Source organism: Staphylococcus sp. GDY8P45P, assembly GCF_017892745.1.
GTDB classification, from domain to species: domain Bacteria; phylum Bacillota; class Bacilli; order Staphylococcales; family Staphylococcaceae; genus Staphylococcus; species Staphylococcus cohnii.
Window position 1 is genome coordinate 184,971 of record NZ_JAESLS010000007.1, and the last position, 22,755, is coordinate 207,725.

The 22,755-nt window shown below is 31.7% G+C and carries 24 protein-coding genes; 5 read left to right on the plus strand and 19 right to left on the minus strand.

From position 1 onward, the window contains the following. Positions 1-46: 46 nt before the first annotated feature. The 11 genes from KA873_RS08915 to KA873_RS13590 form a co-directional block, all read right to left on the minus strand. The gene (locus KA873_RS08915; RefSeq protein WP_245337693.1) at positions 47-457 is read right to left on the minus strand and encodes a GNAT family N-acetyltransferase; all 411 of its coding nucleotides are present in this window, start codon (positions 455-457) and stop codon (positions 47-49) included. After that, complete coding sequence (locus tag KA873_RS13580; RefSeq protein ID WP_245337694.1) at positions 454-591, minus strand: hypothetical protein; 138 nt, start codon at positions 589-591, stop codon at positions 454-456. The genes KA873_RS08915 and KA873_RS13580 overlap by 4 nt, the downstream gene beginning before the upstream one ends. Positions 592-961: 370 nt before the next feature. Beyond that, positions 962-1,309 carry a MerR family transcriptional regulator gene (locus KA873_RS08920; protein ID WP_107386048.1) on the minus strand — a complete coding sequence of 116 codons (348 nt, stop codon included), beginning with the start codon at positions 1,307-1,309 and terminating at the stop codon, positions 962-964. Between the two features lie 45 nt (positions 1,310-1,354). Beyond that, the gene (locus KA873_RS08925) at positions 1,355-1,675 is read right to left on the minus strand and encodes a hypothetical protein (RefSeq protein WP_210140260.1); all 321 of its coding nucleotides are present in this window, start codon (positions 1,673-1,675) and stop codon (positions 1,355-1,357) included. A 33-nt stretch (positions 1,676-1,708) separates the two neighbouring features. After that, a complete protein-coding gene (locus KA873_RS08930; RefSeq protein ID WP_107386049.1) occupies positions 1,709-2,467 on the minus strand; it encodes an SDR family oxidoreductase in 759 nt (252 codons plus the stop codon). 194 nt (positions 2,468-2,661) lie between these two features. After that, positions 2,662-3,042, minus strand: coding sequence for a DUF3021 domain-containing protein (locus KA873_RS08935; protein ID WP_107523297.1), 381 nt, complete (start codon positions 3,040-3,042; stop codon positions 2,662-2,664). Between the two features lie 20 nt (positions 3,043-3,062). Next, a complete protein-coding gene (locus KA873_RS08940; protein ID WP_107523298.1) occupies positions 3,063-3,521 on the minus strand; it encodes a LytTR family DNA-binding domain-containing protein in 459 nt (152 codons plus the stop codon). A 461-nt stretch (positions 3,522-3,982) separates the two neighbouring features. Further along, the gene (locus tag KA873_RS08945; protein WP_394858324.1) at positions 3,983-5,359 is read right to left on the minus strand and encodes an MFS transporter; all 1,377 of its coding nucleotides are present in this window, start codon (positions 5,357-5,359) and stop codon (positions 3,983-3,985) included. Positions 5,360-5,480: 121 nt separating this feature from the next. After that, positions 5,481-6,281 (minus strand): HAD family hydrolase, encoded by an 801-nt coding sequence (locus KA873_RS08950; protein ID WP_107386052.1) that lies wholly within the window; start codon positions 6,279-6,281, stop codon positions 5,481-5,483. Between the two features lie 84 nt (positions 6,282-6,365). After that, the gene (locus KA873_RS13725) at positions 6,366-6,989 is read right to left on the minus strand and encodes a helix-turn-helix transcriptional regulator (protein WP_348634382.1); all 624 of its coding nucleotides are present in this window, start codon (positions 6,987-6,989) and stop codon (positions 6,366-6,368) included. An 8-nt stretch (positions 6,990-6,997) separates the two neighbouring features. Further along, the gene (locus KA873_RS13590; RefSeq protein ID WP_245337695.1) at positions 6,998-7,249 is read right to left on the minus strand and encodes an AraC family ligand binding domain-containing protein; all 252 of its coding nucleotides are present in this window, start codon (positions 7,247-7,249) and stop codon (positions 6,998-7,000) included. 105 nt (positions 7,250-7,354) lie between these two features. On the opposite strand from KA873_RS13590, the gene KA873_RS08960 reads away from it, so the two are divergent. After that, a complete protein-coding gene (locus KA873_RS08960) occupies positions 7,355-8,272 on the plus strand; it encodes a DMT family transporter (RefSeq protein WP_210140261.1) in 918 nt (305 codons plus the stop codon). A 223-nt stretch (positions 8,273-8,495) separates the two neighbouring features. Then, a complete protein-coding gene (locus tag KA873_RS08965) occupies positions 8,496-9,170 on the plus strand; it encodes an LPXTG cell wall anchor domain-containing protein (RefSeq protein WP_210140262.1) in 675 nt (224 codons plus the stop codon). Between the two features lie 332 nt (positions 9,171-9,502). Here the strand turns inward: KA873_RS08965 and KA873_RS08970 are convergent, their stop codons facing one another. Next, the gene (locus tag KA873_RS08970; RefSeq protein WP_107384175.1) at positions 9,503-10,927 is read right to left on the minus strand and encodes an APC family permease; all 1,425 of its coding nucleotides are present in this window, start codon (positions 10,925-10,927) and stop codon (positions 9,503-9,505) included. A gap of 294 nt (positions 10,928-11,221) precedes the next feature. Continuing rightward, the gene (locus tag KA873_RS08975) at positions 11,222-11,521 is read right to left on the minus strand and encodes a hypothetical protein (protein WP_107384176.1); all 300 of its coding nucleotides are present in this window, start codon (positions 11,519-11,521) and stop codon (positions 11,222-11,224) included. A 383-nt stretch (positions 11,522-11,904) separates the two neighbouring features. On the opposite strand from KA873_RS08975, the gene KA873_RS08980 reads away from it, so the two are divergent. The 3 genes from KA873_RS08980 to KA873_RS08990 are packed head-to-tail and all read left to right on the plus strand — an operon-like array spanning position 11,905 to position 14,290. Beyond that, the gene (locus tag KA873_RS08980) at positions 11,905-12,141 is read left to right on the plus strand and encodes a FeoA family protein (protein WP_040030384.1); all 237 of its coding nucleotides are present in this window, start codon (positions 11,905-11,907) and stop codon (positions 12,139-12,141) included. Next, the gene (feoB, locus tag KA873_RS08985) at positions 12,134-14,128 is read left to right on the plus strand and encodes a ferrous iron transport protein B (RefSeq protein WP_192959239.1); all 1,995 of its coding nucleotides are present in this window, start codon (positions 12,134-12,136) and stop codon (positions 14,126-14,128) included. The genes KA873_RS08980 and feoB overlap by 8 nt, the downstream gene beginning before the upstream one ends. A gap of 12 nt (positions 14,129-14,140) precedes the next feature. After that, on the plus strand, positions 14,141-14,290 hold the full coding sequence (locus tag KA873_RS08990; RefSeq protein WP_210140263.1) for a FeoB-associated Cys-rich membrane protein: 150 nt from the start codon (positions 14,141-14,143) through the stop codon (positions 14,288-14,290). 699 nt (positions 14,291-14,989) lie between these two features. Here KA873_RS08990 and KA873_RS08995 read toward each other — a convergent pair. The 6 genes from KA873_RS08995 to KA873_RS09020 form a co-directional block, all read right to left on the minus strand. Beyond that, on the minus strand, positions 14,990-16,585 hold the full coding sequence (locus tag KA873_RS08995; protein ID WP_107384179.1) for a BCCT family transporter: 1,596 nt from the start codon (positions 16,583-16,585) through the stop codon (positions 14,990-14,992). 335 nt (positions 16,586-16,920) lie between these two features. Beyond that, a complete protein-coding gene (locus KA873_RS09000) occupies positions 16,921-17,352 on the minus strand; it encodes a universal stress protein (RefSeq protein ID WP_210140264.1) in 432 nt (143 codons plus the stop codon). A gap of 407 nt (positions 17,353-17,759) precedes the next feature. Continuing rightward, positions 17,760-19,118 carry a glycerol-3-phosphate transporter gene (gene glpT / locus KA873_RS09005; protein WP_119535694.1) on the minus strand — a complete coding sequence of 453 codons (1,359 nt, stop codon included), beginning with the start codon at positions 19,116-19,118 and terminating at the stop codon, positions 17,760-17,762. Between the two features lie 241 nt (positions 19,119-19,359). Then, positions 19,360-19,926 (minus strand): helix-turn-helix transcriptional regulator, encoded by a 567-nt coding sequence (locus tag KA873_RS09010; RefSeq protein ID WP_107385339.1) that lies wholly within the window; start codon positions 19,924-19,926, stop codon positions 19,360-19,362. Positions 19,927-20,192: 266 nt separating this feature from the next. Continuing rightward, positions 20,193-21,653: a carbon starvation CstA family protein gene (locus tag KA873_RS09015; protein ID WP_107517828.1), complete on the minus strand. Its 1,461-nt coding sequence runs from the start codon at positions 21,651-21,653 to the stop codon at positions 20,193-20,195. A gap of 264 nt (positions 21,654-21,917) precedes the next feature. Next, complete coding sequence (locus tag KA873_RS09020; RefSeq protein ID WP_040030046.1) at positions 21,918-22,754, minus strand: ParB/RepB/Spo0J family partition protein; 837 nt, start codon at positions 22,752-22,754, stop codon at positions 21,918-21,920. Between the last annotated feature and the right edge of the window lies 1 nt (position 22,755).

The following is a 22,755-nucleotide window of genomic DNA, read 5'->3' on the forward strand; positions in this document are numbered from 1 at the left end:
TTTTCAACACATATATTGAACAGGTTAGATATTTAGAAAAATACTCTTAAATTTGCCACTCTTCTCTCAAAACACCCATTTGTATCGCGTCATAGAATTCACCCTCAACTACTCTTCCCTTGCGTATACGTGCTTCCTCAATCATCCCAGATTTACTTGCTAACTTCATCATTCTAATATTACCTGACCAAGTTGAAATACCTATTCTATTAGCATCTGTTTCTTTAAAAAGATAATTAATCCAATTATTGAATAATTGAGAACCTAAACCCTGTCCCCAGTTATTATTTTTGTATATGACAATACCACATTCTAACCATTTGGACTTTTTATCTTTCCAATATGATGAAACTATCCCTATGAACTCATTTTCATACTTTATTGCCAAGGTAGATAATGCATTTTTATAAAGATATTTGTTTTCTTTATATTTATTTTTGAATTCAATAAACGTCATTTTTTCTCTTCGATATATGGTCCGTTCCATTCCTTAGCTTTTTGTAAAGGATCTAAATACTTCCAGTAATAGTAATTGTATAAATCATCTTCATTCAGTTCTACTAACAGTGGCTTTTTATTTGTGTTTTTCAATCTTAATCTACTCCTGCATTGTTCATAATTTATTAATAGTATATCTTTTTTATTGAGATGGTTACACATGATAAATTTAATTATTTTCAAAATACCGGATTTATTTTTAGTATCTTGAATATTTTTATTAAGTTATATGTTGCTTTTAAAAAGATTAAAACACATACATATAGTGTATGTGTTTTGGCTATCTTTATATCTTATAATTTAAAGAAACTAATAAAAATCGATACAAAATACTTTTAAATTACATTTTTTATTGTATAGATTTTCTCTAGCTACCTATATTTTTATTTAAAGTTAAGTACCATAAAAAAATGAAAAAAGTAATTTGTATTTTCCTTTTTTCTCTCTTGTACTGTACTTTTATCTATTCATTCTCCAACAATTTAAATTTTTTTTCTAGAGTTTGAAGTCCTTGATCTATAATCTTTTTTTGTTCAATTAAATTTTTTTGATGTTCCAAAAATATATTTTTTCGCTTCGTTTTTGTGTCACTTCCTTGATGATATAACTCCGCAATTTCTTTTAACGTTGATATGGGCATATGTGTCTGACGCATACATTTTATAAATTCAATCCAATATAAGTCTTCTTCTGAAAAATCTCTATAACCATTCTTATTTCTCTGAACAAATGGAAAAAGTCCTGCTTTATCATAATATCGAATGGTATGTTCACTGATGCCTAAGTTATCGGCAACTTGTTTTACTTGCATAATTTACCTCCTAAAAAAGGTGACTTTATAAAGTCACCTTTTTGTCTATTTCATAAGTTGAACCAGTAAATCTTCATATTCATTATCAATGATAGCTTCAAATCCAAATGTCGATGTCATATCGTTCTTTAATGACTCCACACTGTTATAACCAATGTGTTCAGGATCATCTATATTTAAACCAATGCCTTTAATATCATTATGGAATAAATTATTTTGATGTGATAGCTCAATAATCTCTTCAGCTAATGATTTAACGTAACTATGACTTGGCACAGATACACTTTTTTCATCTATTACCTTTGTTTCTGTAATAATTTTGATATCTGTTTCTTTCCCTTTAAATATTGCTAAAAAGTAATTCATATCAAAATGACCTCCTCATGATTAATAAGTAAACTAGCGTGTCGTATAACCGCCGTTAGCAAATAATGTTTGTCCGTTGATCCACCATCCATCTAAAGTTAAGAAAATAATAATTGGCGCGATGTCTTCTATTTTTGTAAGTTGGTTATGAAGCGCTTGAGATTTATGGAATGCTACAGCATCTTCGCTTTCTTGTGGGTAGAAGAATGGCGTATCCATTGGTCCAGGAGCGACCGCGTTTACTGAAATGCCTCTATCCATAAACTCTGATGATGCTGCACGTGTATAATGCTCAACAGGCGATTTGCCTCCAGCATAAGTTGAATAAAAGCCTGTGTATGCAGCAAGCAATGCAGTGGCTAAAGTGATGATTTTACCATTATCATTCATAGATTTTTCAGCATATTTAATAAAGAAATAAGCTGACTTTGCGTTGATGTCTGCCATACTATCAAATTCTTCTTCAGTCGTTTCTGAAATAGGTTTTTTAAGCACTTTACCAACAGTATTTATTGCAATATCAACTTTTCCAAATGTCTCTTCAGCATGTTGAAATAAAGCTTGGACATTATTAACGTTTGTCAAATCACCAGAAAATAATGTACCTTCTCCGCCTAAGTTTTCAACTTTTGTAAGTGTCGCTTTTGCATCATCTAAAGATTTTTCATCATGGTGATGGATTACTAATTTGGCTCCTTCTTTAGCGTAAGTAGTACTTAATAAACCACCAAGGTTCTTAGCACCACCAGCAATAACTACAACTTTGTCCTGTAGACTATTAAATTTACCCATATTATATAACCTCCTTTGAATATATTCCAACCATAAACCTTAGAGTGCGATATCAAGCAAGAGATTATTGAAAAATACTAATTATTTTTTGTGGTATCTTTGTATCATTAGGATGTGCTGTACTGTAAGCGAAAATGATTATATTGCTATTTTCTTTTGAATTTTACACCCATGCTTTTGTGCCAAATTCTATTTTAGTTTTTTAGTTTAGCGTTAACTTTTTTACTGTGTTTTATATTATTAATAAAAAATATAAACCATAATATTAGAAAAATAATCACAAATATAGTAATTGATGAAACAACTGTGGAAACCTCCATTGGTAACCAATGATTAAGATAAGCTACAGCAATAAATGAAATAACACTACCACTTAAATGAATGAATAATTGCAGTAATAAAGGTATATTATCTACTACATAAATACTAGATAATAAACCACAAACGGCTCCAAAGAAATATATTCCTATTACATCACCAAAACCAATGCTCATATGATTAGCTGCGAGAAATATAATCGTAATGCTACTGCTAAATCCAACACCTTGTAACATTTCTTTTAAGATTCTTTTCATTATAATCCTCTCCTTATATGTTATATGCCTAATGCTTTATTTAAATTTTTGACGTATCTTCGAGATATAGACACTTTTTTACCATTCGTAAGTGTAGCTATTAGATTACCTGAGAATGATGGGTTAACTTTCTTTATAAAATGAACATTAATAATTGATGATTTAGATATTTGTATAAAGAAAGCTCCGGCCAATTTATGTTGTAATGTACTTAAAGACATGCGTGTTGTAAGTTCTTTTTCTGTTGTCGTAATTGTGATTTCTTTATCAAATATTTCAGCGAACATAATATCTGATTTACTGATCATGAATATACCTTCTGATGTTTTAATCCCCAGTTTATCTAAATTTGAAAATGTGAAATTATTAATGTGTTCTAATAAACTTTCACCTGTTTTTCTATCAAAAGTATTGATGTTTACTTCTGTTATAGTGCGAACTTCGTCTATTTTCAGATGAACTCGTACGTCACTTTCCATAGTACCGCCCCCTCTTTTTACTTATACTATATAATTCCCTTCTATTTTGTCAGTACTTTTATCGTAAGAGGTCACCAATATAACGTAACCGGTCGGAAACATAACTATAAAATTCAATGGCTTTTCTAACATCGTTCATAGTTTCATTTTTAATAAAAAACGAAGCACATTAAAAATTAGCCAGAGACATAAAGTTCTTGGGCAAATGGGACGTATTTTGGCGAGACTCTTGAGGGAACAGGACAAGCTGAAGACTACAGGCTGAAGCTGTCCCCTAAGAAAGCGAGCCAACAATACGAAGTATTGAATTAAAAAGAAGCACTCAGATGAATTAAATCATCTGAGTGCTTTTTCTGGGATTTATGTACCAGACTCATAAACATTTTATTTTTTACTGTCTATTTGACAAGGCGCCTTTTAAATATGAAATTTATAGCACAGTATCATTTATAAATAAATGCTTAAGCTTTTATATTTTTAGGTATAATGATTTGAGTCAGAATCACACCAATAATCATAATTGATAAACCTGTTAAAAATGAAGTAGTCGCAGCTACACTAGCACTATGGTTGACTTGTACTGCTGCAAAAATAGTTGTGTTAAGCGCAATTCCTAGCGCGCCACCTAGTGTTGCACACATTTTGTAGATACCTGAAGCTAAACCAACTTTTTCATCAGGTATGGTTAAAATTGCAACTGTAATTCCTGGTGTAGCACATAAACCATTTCCTATAGCACAAATGACAAAGCCAAACACGACAATGCCTACGTACCAATCTGTTGGTAATACAGTTAAACTAATAAACATAATTCCTATTGCTGGAAATAATGGTCCTACTAATAACAGTGGCTTACCACCAAAGCGTAAGGATAATTTTTCTCCTAAACGTATCATCACAACTGCCATAATGACATAAGGTACAGTCACAAGACCTGCTTGAAAGGCATTTAACCCTAACTCTGTCTGCGCATACATATTAAATACTGTTGTTGTACCTACGCCAGAATTGAGTACAACATTGATCATTGAAGAACCCACAAATCCACGGTTTCGAAATAGTGAAAAATCAATGAATGGTGCATGTTTTTGTCTTTCAAAGAATATAAAGACAACTGTAGAAAGTACAAAAATTACAAGACACGTAATTGAAAAGGTGCTGAACCATCCTTGTTCAAATCCTTGTGTAGCAAATAAAGTAATACTTCCTATTAAAACTGCAAATAAAAACATCCCAATATAATCAAATGGTCTTGTGTCAATTTTTTCTTTTTCTACTTCTTCTGTTCCCCACAATAACCAAAATGCGATAATTGAAATAATAATAGAGATGATAAAGTTAGATTGCCAATTGACATATGTAGCTATCAATCCACCAACCATCGATGCTAAACCGATACCACCAACACTACCAATCATCAAGTAGCTAAATGCTCTACGCATTTCCTTACCTTTAAATTGCTCATTTATCACGCCTACAGTAGAAGGAAGTAAAATAGCCGCAGAAAGTCCTTGCAGCATACGTCCTACCAATAAGAACGCTGTCACACTAGATACAATAATGAGTAATGAGCCTAAAATACTAAAAATGATACCAATATAAGTCATTTTTAGTTTTCCTATTTTATCAGAAACATCACCTGCACCTACCATAAAAATACCAGTAGCAAATGATGCTAAACTGACAGATAAGTTAACAACACCTGGTGTTGTTTGGTAGGTATTTTGAACCTGTGTAGATATATTAATAAACGATTGGGCAAAAAGCCAATACGTTAACACACTTAACACAATAGCTAAAATCAATTTGTTGTTTGATTGTTGCTTTGTACTCACGATGCATGAGCCTCCTCATCTAAATATTGCATATAAAAATACGCACTAGATAGATATTATCATACAAAGTACAATTTATTTTATGATTTTTTACTATTTTTCTAATTCAATTAAAAATTTACTTTTATTTGAATCCTAAAAGTAAATTTAAAGTTTGTACAACACCATCTTCATTATTATTAATTGCAATTAAATTAGCCTCTTTTTTTAATTCGGGATAGGCATTATCCATTGCGACTTTATATTTGGCAGCTTTAAATAAATCTAAATCATTATATCCGTCACCAAATGCAATAGTTTCTGCAGGCGTAATTTGAAGTAAATTCTGAATTCGATTAATTGTGGTTCCTTTATTCACGCCCAAGTCTGCAATATCAATCCATGCCTCATCTGAAGCTACGATATAAACGTCTTTTTCAAAATGTTTTAGACGGTCGGCAGTCTCTTTACAATGACCACTTGCATCATGAACTGTAATTTTTAATAAATCTTCTTCAATATCGTTATAATCTTTAATATAGTTCACATGTTGATAAGAACCATGCACGTGCCTTTTCTCTGACTCCGAAATATTGTCTAACACATAAGCGCCAGTTTTTGAACAAGCCAGAATAGTTTGTGTATCATCAATTTCCCTTATCGTATCAATAATTTCTTTTGCTTTTTCATTTTCTATCTCTGCATTGTAAATAAAATCTCCATTATATTTAATTCGTGTTGCACTATCACCTACAATAAATGTATTTGTTGCGAGGTCTCCTACGATATTTTCCACACGTTCACATTGTTTACCAGTACAAAAAACAAAGCGGATATCTTGATCTGCACAATTTTCCTTTAACAGTTGAAAAGTCTCACTATTAAATTGGCTGTCATCATTTAAAAATGTGCCATCCATATCTACGACAATCAGTTTAATATTCATAAAAAATCCCCTTTTATTTAGCATTAAACTCATTTTATCTACTTATCATTATAATTAACAATTTTTCTAATAAACATTGAATCATTACTTTGTGGCAATTTGCTTTTTCTGAAACTGTTTTGGTGTTAACTTGTATTTTTCTTTAAAAACTTTTATAAAATAACTCGTTGTTGAAAAACCACATGCCATTGCAATATCTGTAATTGTGTAGGGATATTTACTACGCAACATTCTTACGCTGTGCTCTAATCGTAAATTCACTAAGTATTGCATAGGGGTTTGGTTTACATAGTATTTGAAGCATCTAACCGTTTCAGATTTACTCATATGAATCTCTTCACTTAACATTTGTAATGAAATTTTCTTGTGAAAATGACTTTGTAAAAACGTCATCAGTCTTTTAATACGATAGTCAAAATAGTATCGTTTTTGTTCATTTACCACTGCTGAATGCAACAATAACCATTTTATTGCATTATAATATTTGGCAGTAATCTCTAGTTCAAAATATAAATTTTGATTTTCATATATTTGCCCAGCTGAGTTAATAATCTCTATAAGTTCTTGTTGCTGTTTGTCATCTTGAGATAAGTATATATACGGCACATGATGTGCTTTATTCATAATTTCTGACACATAATTAAATTCTACATAATTGGTAGTTTCTGGTATCTCAATATTCCAACAAAAATACTCTGTATGCGACACTTCACTTGTTAACTCATGCACAACATTTGAATTGATAAAAGCCCGTCACCTTTTTTAACATTAAATGTGTCGTCACCAATTGAAACATTGAGTGCTCCATTAATCACATACATGAATTGCAATGCGTGGTGCCAATGTATAGGAATGTAGCCAAATATCGTGCGATTTAAATATGTATGTAAAATAATATGTTTCCATTGTTTATCAGGAAATTGTATTAACTCTTCTCTTGTATTTTCTACGATAATTTCTTGATACATAAATTAGACACCTCAATATTTTGTTATTTTAAGCTCATTTTTATATATTATATCGTGTATTTTCACGCTATAGTATGAATATATTAATATTTAACAGGTGATGATATGGTAAATGAAACAAAATTTCGAATCGTAGGTATTTTATTAGCAATTGTAGGAGCATCCTTTTGGGGACTCGGTGGCACAGTATCAGATTTTCTTTTTCAACAAAGGGACATTGATATCAATTGGTATGTAACTGCGAGGTTATTAATCAGTGGCTTCTTCTTATTAATGATTTACAAAATAATTAATAGAAAATCTTCATTATTCGATATATTTAAAAATAAACATAGCCTATTCCAACTTTTTATTTTTTCAATTTTTGGTATGTTGCTCGTTCAATACGCTTATATGGTGTCTATCAATTTCGGTAATGCAGCAATCGCTACTTTACTCCAATATATAGCGCCAGTATATATCATTATTTGGTATGTTATCAGACGTAAAGAGCGCTTTAAACTTTTTGATTTGATCACGATTGTCCTTACATTATCAGGTACCTTTTTGCTACTAACCAACGGATCTTTTAGTAAACTTGTGGTATCTACACCGAGTGTAATTTGGGGGATTATATCTGGTTTAGCACTTGCGTTCTATACACTTTACGCAACACAATTATTAACTCGGTTTCCGTCTATTTTAGTTGTCGGTTGGGCAATGTTAATTTCAGGCATTGTCATGAATTTCAAAGCACCTATATGGCAGTTTGATTGGTCCAATTTAACAGGATCGACTGCACTTTATTTAACTTTTGGTATTATTGCCGGAACTGCTATAGCATTCTTTTTCTTTATTGAAAGTTTAAATTACTTATCAGCAAAAGAAACCACACTTTTCGGCACAATCGAACCTGTTATGGCCATATTAGCAAGTGCGCTTTGGCTTAATGTTACATTTCGTAGTTTTCAACTTATTGGTATTCTACTGATTATCGTACTCATTTTAGCTTTATCCTTAAAAAAACAACATAACATAGAATAATTTTTATATATTAAAATTAATATAAATGATAACAATAAGTATTTAAAACGTTTTTTCAGTATGCATCGTCATAATTTCATTTATCTTAGTAATAAAATGATTATTGCTATTGAATATATTCTTTCCATTGTAAACATTATTAAAATATTTTTAAAATATTTACCACAATATTGATAGAGTTTTACATTTATGATACTAATATAAAAGTAAAGGGGGATAATTAATGAAAAAATCAAACATTTTACTTACGTCATTATTAGCAAGTTCAATAGCAGTGACAGGAATCCAAGGCACAGCTAATGCTGAGGAAAATGGTGCTAAAACTGTTACAGGAGAAACGCTACCAAATAGTACTGACCCAGACGGTGATGGATGGGCAAACATCGACTTTGATATCTCTGCTCTGCCACAAACATATCAAGATGAAATAACACAACTTACTCAACAAAAAGATTCTGGAGAGCTATCTCAAATCAATTATAATGAAAAAGTTGCAAGTATTTTTGAGCAAGCAAAAGAAGAACAACAAGCACATCAAACTACGCAAGGTAATAGACCATATGGTGGTGTAACACCTGATGGTATGTCTATCGAAGATTATCAACAATTAGAAAATAACGTACCAAATCCAACAGAAGTTTCACCAAAAGCATACGAACAATCTATACAAAATGAAACACAAAAAATTGCCAATAAAAATAATCAATCAATTAATACACCACAAGGAGTCGTTACACCAAACGCTCAAGATAACCAAATGGAACAACAACAAAATTTACCAGATACTGGACAACAGAATAATGCTGAAATCTTAAGTATCAGTGCTGGTTTATTAGCATTAACTGCTGGACTTAGTATATTAGTGTTTAAAAATCGTTTTGTTAATAAATTTAAGTAACAAAGCAAATCACGAAATAAAAACAAAATTTAGAAATTATGTACAAAAATCGCTATTCAATTTAATTGGCTAGCGATTTTTGGTATTTAAAACTTAATTTATACACATTTTCATACCAACCACTTATACCGTACTATATTTTAGTCTGAAGTAATAACATAATCCCTACTTTCTAAATTTAAATCAAAGCAAAAATGAGTAGAAGCGGAATTAACGTTTTAAGTTTAATTCCAAATTTCTACTCAAATAAGAATTACCATATGCTTTAATAATTAATGCATAGATATTGTCCAAGTCATACAACTTTTATTAAGGTTTAAATCTTTAACATATTAATTTTTGATGTTTTTAAGATTTTTTAAAATATACAGTACATAATAAATGATGCCGATACAAAACCAAATCAATGTATAGATCTTAGCCTGACCACTTAATCCCCAGAACACAATAAACACACAAATAAATATAATCACTGGCATCACTGGGTAAAATGGCAATTTAAATGCTGGTTCTGGTAGGTCATGGCCTTCTCTTTTACGCAATGAAAAAATACCTACTGTAACAAACATAAACGCTACAAGCGCACCTGCTGAAATTAATTGTGCTAAAAAGCCAAATGGAAAAACAGAGCCAATAATAATTGCAACAATCGATAGTATGATTAATGCACGATTTGGTAAATTTTTATTATCTAATTTTCCTAACCAAGACGGTAAGATACCATCTCTACCAAACGAATAAAGCAAGCGAGAACCTGCCATCATCATACCAATTAAAGCAGTAAACATACCAATTACTGAGACTGCCTGCACTATGACCGCAACAGTACTATGTCCACTCATACGTAAAGCCCAACCTACTGGCTCAGCATTATTTTTATATTGCGCATAATCAAACATCCCCACTAATACAAGTGAAACGACGATAAACAATGTAACTGCAATCAGTAAAGAGCCCAAGATTCCTCGTGGCATTGTTTTTTGCGGATTAATCGCTTCACCAGAGTTTGAAGCAATAGAATCAAACCCAATATAAGCAACAAAAATGACAGAGCTACCTGCATATATACCCTGCCAGCCACCAAACGCGCCTGCTGCAGTTTCACGGTACTCTGGAATAAAAGGTATGTAATGACCAATATCAATGACTGATAAACCTACGATAATAAATAAGAGAATAGCCAATACTTTAAGTATCACGAGTGCATTTTGAACACGTGCCGCTTCTGACGTTCCTCTGTATAGCAATATCGCCGTTATAATCACCACGATAGCTGCTAATAAATCAATGATACCTCCGTCTGTACCGAGAGAGTTAGATAATGAATTAGGTAATGATATATGAAAAGGTTCTAGTAAACCTCTCAAATTAGCTGAAAATCCTGATGCTACAAAAGCAACCGCAATTAAATATTCAGCAATTAAAGCCCAACCTACAATCCATCCGAAAAATTCTCCAAACAATATGCTAATCCATGTATATGCTGATCCAGCAAAAGGCATAACAGATGCCATTTCTGCGTAAACAAATGCCACCAAAGCTGCTACAATAGCTGCTACTAAAAAGGACAAACTGACTGATGGACCTGTGTGATCAGCAGCTACAACACCAGGCAATGTAAAAATAGCAGTAGAAACAATTGTACCTACACCTAAAGCTAAAAAGTCTCTTATTCTTAACGTGCGCTCTAAATGAGCATCTTTGTTTTGAAATTTAGAAATATCTTCTTTTTTGAAGATTTGTTTTAAAAGATTCATTAATTTTCTCCTTGCTAATTATGTACAAACACGTATTACAGTATAGTGATTTTTAACTATAATGTACATATCCTTTTAAAAAAGAATCTTTAATAAATTTATGATTATTTAGCTTATAACTATATTCGTTTAATGTTTGTTACTTCTAATGTTTTATACCTTAATATAGCGCACCCTAAGTCTTACCTATATTTAAATACAAAAAAGACTATCGATACAGCAGTTAAATAGCTTTATCAATAGTCTAAATGGTTAACCTTCAATCTTTATTGTCTTTGGTTACAAATACATTATTTATGATTTCATTCGGTTTAACACTTCTTGCTGAATTGTCTTTAATGCTTCATTATAGGCTTTATTCGTACTCTCCTGTGCATTTATAATTAGGAGATCAATCAATTCAGCATTATTTTTTTCACTCACTTCATGTTCAAATTGATGTAAATGTTCTTCAGATGTTTTCGCATTTTGCTTTTCAATTTGATAATATTGGTCAGCTCCCAAACCACCTTCTTCAATCATGACAGAAATCCCACTTGAGCGCGTTTCATTTAAACGTTTTACTTTTATGCGTTTATTATCACGGATAACCATTTGAATCCCTCCTATCTCAATATGTAAATCAATTTTAAAAACACATATTTTATATAACGATTCATGATTCATATCCGAAGCTCAAAAATTTTGAACAACAGTCAATCATCAAACCATCTTTTGGACTAAGGTCATGTCATCTCATATTCAGGAAATTATTGTTTAACCTAAGTGTAATATTACATTGTATTTATATCAATTTCTTTGCTCATTTATTGGTCATTTATTTTTCAAAAGCAAAAAATTAACCCAATATATGTTACGTACAATAATGCTTAACAAAACATTCACAAAATTATATTAAATTTACTTCTATTATTTTTGATAAAATTGTATAATTGATAATGATTATTATTATCTCATTATAAGAAAGAGTGAGTTTTATGTTAAGCATAAAAAGTGGAGACTTAAAAAAGAATTACAAAATCAAAGAAATGAACATTAAAAATCAACACATGCGCCATCGATTAAATGCACTTGGTTTAGTGAATGGTACTAAATTAAAAATTAAGCAAAAGTGCCTGTTCAAGGGTCCTTGTATATTAGAAGTGAATGGTCAATGTTTAAGTATTCGTGGTTGTGATGCATGTCAGATTGAATTAGAGGAAGCCAATGACTAATAGTTATTGTATTTTAGGAAACCCTAACGTCGGTAAAACATCTTTATTTAATGCATTGACTGGCACATACGAATATGTAGGAAACTGGAGTGGCGTAACTGTAGAGAAAAAAGTAGGGCGCCTCAAACAACATGTTGGAGACCTAGTTGATTTACCAGGCATTTATGAATTGTCACCTATTTCTAAAGACGAAATGGTTGTGACGGATTATTTATTGAATAATTCATTTTCTGGCATGATTAATATTGTAGATGCAAGCCAATTAAAACGTAACTTACAACTAACCGTTCAACTCATGGAATTAGGTGCACCTTTAATTATTGGATTAAATATGGTTGATGTTGCTACAAAACGTGGTATTCGTATCAACCAACAAGCACTTATGAAAAAATTAAAATTGCCATTACTACCTATCATAGCAAGAAATGGCAAAGGGACGCATCAATTATTAGAATCTTTGAAAGACAATGGCTTATCAAAAAACAGACCATTGAAATTAAATTATGGTAAGAACATTGAAGATACGATATCACAAATTGAAGCACATTTAACATCAAGCACCTCTATTGATAAACATTTAAGACGCTTTATATCAATACAATTTTTATTAGAGAACCCAAAAATTTATGAATTTCTAGATGATACTGTTTTGAAAGAAATAACATTATTACGTCAAAATTTATCAGAAGAATTAGATAATTCTATACGTGATGAGATACAAGCAATACGCAATACATATATAGACAATATTTTAAAAGATACAGTTGAATATCCTGATGAGGAACGACAATATTTCACGCATCAGATAGATCGCATTTTAACAAATAAATATTTAGGCATCCCAATCTTTTTAATCATTATGTGGTTGATTTTCCACGTTACTTTCACTTGGATTGGTACACCTATATCTGATGCATTAGATGAATTTTTAGGTGGCACCTTTACGGATACGGTATCAAACTTGATGGATAAATTAGGTCTCGTTCCATTTTTACAAGATTTAATCAATGACGGTATTATTGCTGGTGTAGGTGCAGTACTTGTATTTGTGCCACAAATACTGGTGCTTTTCTTCTTTATTTCTCTTTTAGAAGACTCTGGTTATATGTCTCGTATTGCCATATTAATGGATCGAATTATGGAATACTTTGGTCTTAGTGGTAAATCTTTTATACCAATGATTATAGGATTTGGATGTAACGTGCCAAGTATTATGGCAGCACGTAGTATTGAAAGTGAGAAGGAAAGACTTACAACGATTTTGATTGCACCATTTATGTCTTGCTCTGCGAGATTACCCGTTTACGCATTGTTTGTAGGTGTGTTTTTTGAATCTCATCAGGCACTCATCGTCCTAAGCTTATATGTACTTGGTATTGTTGTGGCTTTATTAACAAGTGTACTATTAACGAAAACGGTATTAAAAAATGATGACTCTGTATTTATCGTCGAATTGCCTACTTATCGATTACCATCAGTCAAAACACTATGGAGAAGTACATGGGAAAAGGCTAAAGGTTTTGTTAAAAAAGCAGGAACATTTATCTTTGCTGGTTCGGTAATTATTTGGTTATTGAATTATACAGGTCCTGGCGGTTTCAATGTAGACGTTAATGATAGCTTTTTACACTCAATTGGAAGTTTCTTTGCTGTATTAGTTGCACCATTAGGTTTTGGTTCATGGCAAGCGGGTGCTACTTTAATACCTGGATTCTTAGCAAAAGAAGTTATCGTTAGCTCGATGGCAATTATCTATGCATCAGACGAAGCTGGTCTTGTAAACATTATACAAAGTCATTTCACACCATTATCGGCATATTCGTTTATGATTTTCATCTTGTTATATATACCATGTTTATCTACAGTCGCAACCATTCGCAAAGAAACATATTCTCTTAAATGGACTGTACTGGCTGTAGCATATCCATTAATCACTGCATATTTACTTTCGTTTGTCTTTTATCAAATCGGATTATTATTTTATTAAGGATGTGATTTAATGACGATTATTATCAATGTAGTTATCTTTTTAGCTATTATTAGTTATGTTGTTTTTACATTATTCAACTTTTTCAAGAAAGCTAAAGTTGGTAAATGTAACTCTTGTGGCTCTAAAAATGGGTGTCATACAGGAAAGAAAACATTATAACTACCTGTCACGTTAGATAAGTTCATCAATTTTTGTAAAAGTGACAGCATACTCAAATCTTTTCATAATGTTTGATTCACATCAAAAAGATAAAATAAGAAAGCGCTAAGTTTTGAAGTATTTGTAAAAACTTATGCTACTTTACAACTAAATACGCAGTTCTTTATTTATTATAATTTTAACTATAAAAAAGAAATAGGGAGATTACTATCCCTGATTCAAACATAAACGTCAATTTCTATTACAATGATAGGCATTGACGTTTGTTTTGTTGCTATAGAACATCGGTACTCATTGCGTGACTATATTTCATTGTAGCAATTTTGCATTGTACTGTTACTTGTGGAAATGACATGAGTGAGAGAGGATATTCGCGAACTATGCTACAACTTACTCGAATAAGCATGCACGATCAAAACCGTAAGTTTTTATATAAAATGAACTCATCCATCATGTGTAATAATACGAAGCTTTTTTCTATTGTATTAAAACACACCTTTTATAGAGATTTTGCATCGTGCAGACGCCCGGGGAAATGATATGAGCGAGAGACTACAGGCTCGAGCCATATCCCCAGGCAAGCATGTACGATCAAAATCGTAATATTTTCATATAAAAAGGACTAATCCGTTTGAAAACGAATTAGTCCTTTATTTTGAGATTGAGGTTTGTGTCCCAGCTATTTCTTATATTTAATAATTATTCTGATTTGTTGGCGCCTCTATTTTCTGCAATTCTCGTATATTCTTCTAATCTATGTTTGTTTGGTGATAGTGTTAAACCTAAGAACTTACGCTCTTTATTGGCATCTTTATAGAAACTGACCATCATACAAAGAATGATGATAGAGAATGGTAAGGCGGTCATGATTGCCATGTTTTGAAGGGCATTTAATCCATTATCTCCACCTGAGAATAATAAGATAAATGCAATCAATGCTTGTGCAACACCCCAAACCACTTTAATCATTGCTGATGGGTTTAATGAACCAAATGTTGTTTGCATTCCTAATACGAATGTCGCTGAATCGGCTGACGTAATAAAGAACGTTGCTATTAAGAGCAATGTCACAATGGACAGCGCAAAGCCTAATGGTACTTCATTAAACACACCAAATAATGCAGTTTCTGGTGGCATATCAAATATTTTTGGATTGTCTTTTGCAGTTTCGATACCTAGAACACCGAATGCTGCAAACCAAACTAAACTTACAAGTACCGGTGCTAACATAACTCCAGATACGAACTCTCTAATTGAACGTCCTTTAGATACACGTGCAATAAATATACCAACAAATGGACTCCAACTAATCCACCAAGCTAATTGGAAGAAAGTCCATGATTTCATCCATTCATTTTTTTGTGGATCTAATGGTGCAGTATCAAACATGTTAAATAATAACGTATTCAAATATTCACCTGTTGAACTTGTTAACATGTTTAAGATTAAAACGGTTGGTCCTACAATAAAAATAAATAATAAGATTATGCCTGCTAAACCAATATTAGCATTACTTAAATATTGGATACCACGGCTTAATCCTGACCATGCACTAGCTAAGAATAAGATTGTAACAATTACAATAATAATACCTTGAGTCACAATATTATTCGGGATATCAAATAGGTAGTTTAGACCACCTGCAATTTGCATAGCGCCTAGACCTAAAGATACCGCTACACCACCGATAGTAGCGAAAACAGACACTACGTCAATAACTGTACCAAGCGGACCGTCTACTTTATTTCCGAAAATTGGACGTAATGTTTTTGAAATTAATGCAGGTTCATTTTTTCTAAATTGGAAGTAAGCTAACGCTAACGCAACAACACCATACACTGCCCATGCGTGGAAACCCCATTGCATAAATGCACCTCTTAAAGCTTCTTTATAAGCATGTGCTGATTGTGGTTCTCCAGATGGTGGTGATACAAAGTGACTGATTGGTTCAGCTGCTCCCCAAAATACTAAACCAATTCCCATACCAGCACTAAATAGCATCGCAAACCATGAAATTGTGTTAAATTCTGGTTTATCTTCAGGTTTACCCAATTTCAATTTTCCGATTGGGCTAAATATCAAGAAGACACAGAAGAATATCATTAGAGCTACAATAACCATATAATACCAACCAAAGTATTCAGTAATCCAACCAGTAATATTTGTCCCTATTGAATTAAACTGATTTGGAAATATTGCACCTAACAATACAACTATTGCGGTAATAATAATACTATAAGTAAAAACAGAAGACAGTTTCTTCCCACTAGCATTATGTTGTTTATTTTCCAAAATTAGTAACCTCCCTTATAATTGAACATTAGGCAGAATAACAGACTTTATATATGAAAACAACAGCACTAACATTTGTTTTCATATATATATCGTTTGGCTAAAGCCGTCATAAAAGGATTACAAAACTAAACATAAAAATTCAATATTTCTATAAATATATTTATTAAAGTTGAATTCATTAACTTTAAAATAAACTTGTCCATGTTTTAATCTAAAAAATAAAAGACTAGAAAGTAATTTTAACCATTACATTCTAGTCTAAAATATGATGTTTTTACGCGGAAACATAACGCTCATCGCTATAATAAAAGCATTTCAATACTTTGACTTCAATATTATTTCACTATAAGTACTGGTATAGGACTTCTTTTAGCAACTTTATGTGTCACATCTCCAAGTACATGTTTGATATCTATACTTACTCGATGGTTACTCATTACAACTAAATCAAAATCGCCTACACCCATATCTCCAAAACTGATTCTCTCAAGTATGGTATCTTTTACAGGCCCAAATTCGATGGCTACTTTATAATTAATACCTTGCTCTTTTAATTTTTCAAGAAATGGAGTAAGTTCTTCTTCCTTTTCTTTAATGATATCTTCTTTATGTTTATTTTCATAACGTACACTCGCTAATAAATCATTTTCAGTCATGACATTATGAACAACTACAGTGGAATCTTCTCCAACTAATTTCGCTAAGTTCTCAGGAATGTTATCGAAATCATTTTCAAAAGAGTATGGTAGTAAAATATTTTTATACATAATAAATCACCTTTCTTAATTAAACTATTGCAAAACAGTCTCATGTAGTTTTGCTCGTTTAAATATATTTTTGGTGCCTTAATGCGTATTTTACTAGTGAAACAACTGAAGTATTGAGCAACTTTTTGCATTAAATCAATGATGTACCCATACCATAAAAATTTTTTAGTGTACTTACTTATTATTTAATTACCACAATTTTATATAAATTATTCATTAAATAACCATTATTAATGAAATATTTCATATTCAGCGTTTCAAAATACTTATAGCTTGTTGATTACATACACAAATAACACTCACAATAATGATTTCAAAAATAGATGTCGTTTATAAAAAATAGACATGACTATGAAATCAAAATCATTTCATTGATCTCATAGTCACGCCTTATAATGCTTGTTTTATTAATGTAATTGTTCTTGGCCTCGTTTATTCCAAGTTAAAATAAAGCTTAACATCGCTAAAATACTAATAACTGTTAATAAGACAAAACCAAAATCCCATCCAAAATGTTGTACGACAAAACCTAAAACAATATTTGCCATCACAGCACCAAATAAGTAACCAAATAAACCTGTTAGACCTGCAGCTGTTCCGGCTGCTTTTTTAGGTACATAATCCAATGCTTGTAAACCAATCAACATCACTGGCCCATAGATTAAAAATCCAATTGCAATTAATGATAAATTGTCTAACCATGCATGACCAGGAGGGTTCAACCAATAAATTAATACAAAGATTGTAACGCCAAGCATAAAGAAGAAACCTGCAGGACCACGGCGCCCTTTAAATACTTTATCGGAAATATAACCACAAAGTAGTGTACCTGGAATGCCTGCCCATTCATAAAGGAAATAAGCCCAACCTGATTCACTTAAATTGAATTGCTTTTCTTCACTTAAATAAGTAGGTGCCCAATCTAGCACACCATAACGTACAAAATAGACAAAAATATTAGCAAAAGCAATGGCCCATACCCATTTGTTATTCAATACATATTTAAACAGTATTTCTTTTGTTGTTAACTCTGTTTCAAGTGTTTCCTGCGACGTCGTTGAGTAATCTTTGTTAAAGCGTTCAATAGGAGGTAAACCTTGTGACTGAGGTGTATCTCTAATTAAACAATATGCAATAATTGCGATAACAATTGCCAGTAATCCTGGATATATAAATACACCTTCAAATCCTCTTAAATAACCAAAATTATAAAGGGCAGTCATAGATATTCCCCATGTTGCGATCGGTGCCATTAGACCTCCACCAACATTATGAGCCACGTTCCAAATAGACGTTTTACTACCACGTTCACTAACACTAAACCAGTGCACAAGTACACGTCCTGATGGCGGCCATCCCATGCCTTGAAACCATCCATTTAGAAATAACATAATAAACATGATTGTTATACTAGAAGTAAAAAATGGTACAAATCCTAATAGTAAATTAACAATTGCCGTAAGCATCAAACCTAAAGTTAAAAATACACGCGCATTACTGCGATCACTTACGGTTCCCATTACAAATTTACTAAATCCATAAGCGATTGAAATGGCTGATAGCGCAATACCAAGCTCTCCTTTACTGAAACCATCTTCAATTAATGAAGGCATCGCTAATGAAAAGTTTTTTCTCAGCAAATAGTAACCCGCATAACCGATAAAAATACCTAAAAAAACCTGTAACCGTAACTTTTTATATGTATCATCTACCTTTTCAGATGGTAAAGGATCCACATGTTTTGCTGGCTTTAAAAAACGAAACATACAATCACCCCTAAATTAGCAATTATTTTTTCTTAACATTTTATTTACAAATTATTTACTTAATATTAATATTTCCCAGTTAGTAAAGCAATACTATTATTAAGATTTGAATATTATTATTGTAAGAAATAATATTTACTAATGCGTGGGGTATACGATCGCAATAATCAAAGATTTCATAAATCAAACACCTCATAGTTATGATAAATCTTTAACTACAAGGTGTTATGAAAAGTAACTATTACAATACATCAAAAAAATGCATGCTTAATAGCACAATTATAATAAATAATCCGACACAAACTATAAAACTGTACATAAAAGTTACAGTATTACGCAATTTACTACTATAAACATCATTAGGGTCTTTCCCATGCATAAAAGCAACTATCCTGTCATACGTTTGTATTCTATACGATTTTTTTAAGGCTTCTACTTTAAATGATGCAATAATCATAGTTATTAAGAGTATAAGTTCAGCTGAAATCCATAATGTCGTCCAATAGTAGAGTGTTGGACCTGCTAAAATTGCGGATAATAACATAGGCCAAATCATTAAATGACTCCATAAATTAAATTTGCTCTGTTTTAACTTTTGTTCCATAATCTCTATGTCTCCTTTAACTAAATTATCTAAAGAAACTTGAAACAAAGAACTAAGCATTAACAAATTATGTATATCTGGATAACTTTTATCATTTTCCCAATTTGAAATTGTTTGTCGTGAAACATACAATTTTGCAGCTAATTCTTCTTGTGATAAATGGTCACGCTGTCTAAAAAATTTAATTTGATTACCTATGTTCATTTGCCAAGCTCCTTTAACTTGAGACTATAGTGTGATTCTATTTTAGACTACCAAATTGTATTGACATGCGCACATTTAATTATGCAAAAAGTTTTTGTCATATAGCTATAGCGTCTTTTTTAGACCTCCCTTAGACTTACAAGAAATAAGAGTAAGACCGCAACTAAATCATGTTTTTAATCACGTATCTTACTCCTATCATTATTATTATTTAATTAACCTGTATCATAGCGTTAAGAAATCAGTATCCCATCATAATTTTATATTTATGTCGCAGTTTGTTGTTGTTGATATGGTATAGGATGATCTAATTCAAATGAAGCACCTGCAGTAATTTTTTTATATTGATAAGTAAAGTAGCCAATCCATAAAATTGTAAATACAAATGCGAGGCCATAACTTAAATTAAGATCCAGACCTAAACCTATCTTCTGACTTAAAATATAAGTGAAAATATTCCAAGTCATAAAGACTGCTGGAATTGCTGCCACCCAAAAATTCTTTTTCGCGATAAGTAAGTACATTGCACCTACCCATAAAGCGACAACAGCTGTAGTTTGGTTTGCCCAAGAAAAATAGCGCCATAAAATGGTAAAGTCTACCTGAGTCAAACCAAAGCTTACGACAAATAATGGTGCAGCTACAATCACTCGTTTTAACATACTGCGCTGACCATAATTTAAATAATCAGCTATAATCATACGTGCACTACGGAAAGATGTATCACCACTTGTAATTGGTAAGACAATAACACCCAGTACTGCAATCGTACCAAACACAGAACCCAATAATAGATGTGATGCTTCGCTTACAACAAGAGCCGCTTCCCCACGTGCTAAAACATCACTTAATCCACTATATCCATTAAATAAACTCATGCCTGCAGCTGCCCAAATCATTGCTATAATACCCTCTGCAATCATCATTCCATAGAATATGAAACGACCATTTTTCTCTTTGTTTGTCGTTCTCGAAATAATAGGCGTTTGTGTAGCATGAAAACCAGATAAAGCACCACAAGTAATTGTAAAAAATAGTAGTGGAAATATAGGAGCGCCATCTGGATGCATATTTTTCAAATTAATTTCAGGTATCGGTGCACCTGTTTGAATAAGACGGAAACCTATACCTACTGCACTAATTAATAGCAATGCACCGAAAATTGGATAAATGCGTCCAATGATTTTGTCTATAGGTAAAATTGTAGACAAAATATAATAAACAAAAATGACAAAGATAATGATACCTAATGCGATTCGACCATCTAATAAATTATGTAGTAACAATGCCGGGCTTGTTACAAAAACTGTTCCAGTTAGCAATAATAATAAGATTGAAAAGATATTTACAAAGTGTTTCATAACCTGACCTAAAAATTTACCAGCAAGCTCCGGTAAATGTGCCCCTTTATTTCTAATTGAAATCATTCCAGTCAGATAATCATGTACTGCACCTGCAAAAATACATCCCACAACAATCCATATAAATGCTACAGGTCCATATAATGCCCCCATAATCGGTCCGAAAATCGGTCCTACACCTGCAATGTTCAATAGTTGAATGAGTGAATTTGATGATGTCTTCATAGGTAAATAATCGACATTATCACGTTGATTATATGCTGGTGTTGGTCTATCTTGTTTCGTGCCAAACATTTTGTCGATATACTTCCCATAAGTGAAATAACCTATAACTAATAAAATAATAGATACAATAAACGTTACCATTTTAACATCCCCCTTTAATAATATGTAAGCGTTTTCTTAATTTAATCACATATTTTATTATTCGACAATCCTGTAAATGTTTTTTATTTATTTATTTTTAATTTTTGGGGAATATAAAATAAAATATACTTTTAAAATAACCTTTACATTTAAATGATATCTGACTCATTAACACTTATAATAAATAAAAAAAGTACAACCTCATTTAAATTAAAACGAAGTTGTACTTTTTGAATAAGCGATATATTCAATTAAACTCAACTGTTATTTTTTATAAAGCTTAATTTTTATTTCATAATAATCATCATGGTCTTTAGCTTGATGTTCAAACTTGATGCCACTTTTTTCAATTTCTTCTAAACTTTTGCCTACCGCTTCACGTGCATCTGTTAAGTCTTTTTCAAATGCAAAACTTTGCGCTTTCACTTTTTCAGGGCCGACTTTTTGTTTTACTCTAGCTTCAGTTTGTTTCACGTTTAACTTTTGGCTTATAATCGTTTCCACTAATGTTTCTTGATCTTCATCTGATAAACTTAGCATCGCACGTGCATGACGTTCTGTAACTTTGCCTTCACGTAAACGTTCTATCACTTTTGGCGCTAATTTTAATAATCTCAATTTATTTGCTATAAAACTTTGACTTTTACCTACACTTTTAGCTAATTCACTTTGTGTAGTATCGCCTAGTTCTAAAAGTTTTTTATAGGCTTCTGCCTCTTCTACAACAGATAAATTTTCACGTTGGATATTTTCTATTAAAGCAACCACTGCAGTTTCTTCATCACCTAAATCTCTGATAATGACATCTGCGTATGTCTTATTCAACGATTGTAAGGCTCTAAATCTACGCTCTCCAGCAATAATTTCAAACATATCCTCTTCTATAGGACGTACTACAATCGGTTGTAACAATCCATGCTCATCTATTGATTCTGCGAGTTCTTTAATCTTATTTGGCTCAAATACTTGTCTTGGTTGATAACGATTTGGCACAATACGTTCAGTATGAATAGATTCAACACTATTATGATCCTCTTCTATATAACCAACAATGTCATCTTTATTTTTCAAACCAAATAATTTAGAAAAAGGTTTCTTCATA

Excerpts from the sequence above, each read along its gene's own strand:
- KA873_RS08925 (WP_210140260.1), bottom strand. The coding sequence starts at position 1,675 with ATGAATTACTTTTTAGCAATATTTAAAGGGAAAGAAACAGATATCAAA.
- KA873_RS08920 (WP_107386048.1), bottom strand. The coding sequence starts at position 1,309 with ATGCAAGTAAAACAAGTTGCCGATAACTTAGGCATCAGTGAACATACC.
- KA873_RS08970 (WP_107384175.1), bottom strand. The coding sequence starts at position 10,927 with ATGAATCTTTTAAAACAAATCTTCAAAAAAGAAGATATTTCTAAATTT.
- KA873_RS09010 (WP_107385339.1), bottom strand. The coding sequence starts at position 19,926 with ATGAACATAGGTAATCAAATTAAATTTTTTAGACAGCGTGACCATTTA.
- KA873_RS13590 (WP_245337695.1), bottom strand. The coding sequence starts at position 7,249 with ATGTATCAAGAAATTATCGTAGAAAATACAAGAGAAGAGTTAATACAA.
- KA873_RS08950 (WP_107386052.1), bottom strand. The coding sequence starts at position 6,281 with ATGAATATTAAACTGATTGTCGTAGATATGGATGGCACATTTTTAAAT.
- glpT (WP_119535694.1), bottom strand. The coding sequence starts at position 19,118 with ATGTTTCGTTTTTTAAAGCCAGCAAAACATGTGGATCCTTTACCATCT.
- KA873_RS09020 (WP_040030046.1), bottom strand. The coding sequence starts at position 22,754 with ATGAAGAAACCTTTTTCTAAATTATTTGGTTTGAAAAATAAAGATGAC.
- KA873_RS08965 (WP_210140262.1), top strand. The coding sequence starts at position 8,496 with ATGAAAAAATCAAACATTTTACTTACGTCATTATTAGCAAGTTCAATA.
- KA873_RS08980 (WP_040030384.1), top strand. The coding sequence starts at position 11,905 with ATGTTAAGCATAAAAAGTGGAGACTTAAAAAAGAATTACAAAATCAAA.
- KA873_RS09000 (WP_210140264.1), bottom strand. The coding sequence starts at position 17,352 with ATGTATAAAAATATTTTACTACCATACTCTTTTGAAAATGATTTCGAT.
- KA873_RS08990 (WP_210140263.1), top strand. The coding sequence starts at position 14,141 with ATGACGATTATTATCAATGTAGTTATCTTTTTAGCTATTATTAGTTAT.
- KA873_RS08975 (WP_107384176.1), bottom strand. The coding sequence starts at position 11,521 with ATGGTTATCCGTGATAATAAACGCATAAAAGTAAAACGTTTAAATGAA.
- KA873_RS09015 (WP_107517828.1), bottom strand. The coding sequence starts at position 21,653 with ATGGTAACGTTTATTGTATCTATTATTTTATTAGTTATAGGTTATTTC.
- KA873_RS08935 (WP_107523297.1), bottom strand. The coding sequence starts at position 3,042 with ATGAAAAGAATCTTAAAAGAAATGTTACAAGGTGTTGGATTTAGCAGT.
- KA873_RS08930 (WP_107386049.1), bottom strand. The coding sequence starts at position 2,467 with ATGGGTAAATTTAATAGTCTACAGGACAAAGTTGTAGTTATTGCTGGT.
- KA873_RS08940 (WP_107523298.1), bottom strand. The coding sequence starts at position 3,521 with ATGGAAAGTGACGTACGAGTTCATCTGAAAATAGACGAAGTTCGCACT.
- feoB (WP_192959239.1), top strand. The coding sequence starts at position 12,134 with ATGACTAATAGTTATTGTATTTTAGGAAACCCTAACGTCGGTAAAACA.
- KA873_RS08960 (WP_210140261.1), top strand. The coding sequence starts at position 7,355 with ATGGTAAATGAAACAAAATTTCGAATCGTAGGTATTTTATTAGCAATT.
- KA873_RS08915 (WP_245337693.1), bottom strand. The coding sequence starts at position 457 with ATGACGTTTATTGAATTCAAAAATAAATATAAAGAAAACAAATATCTT.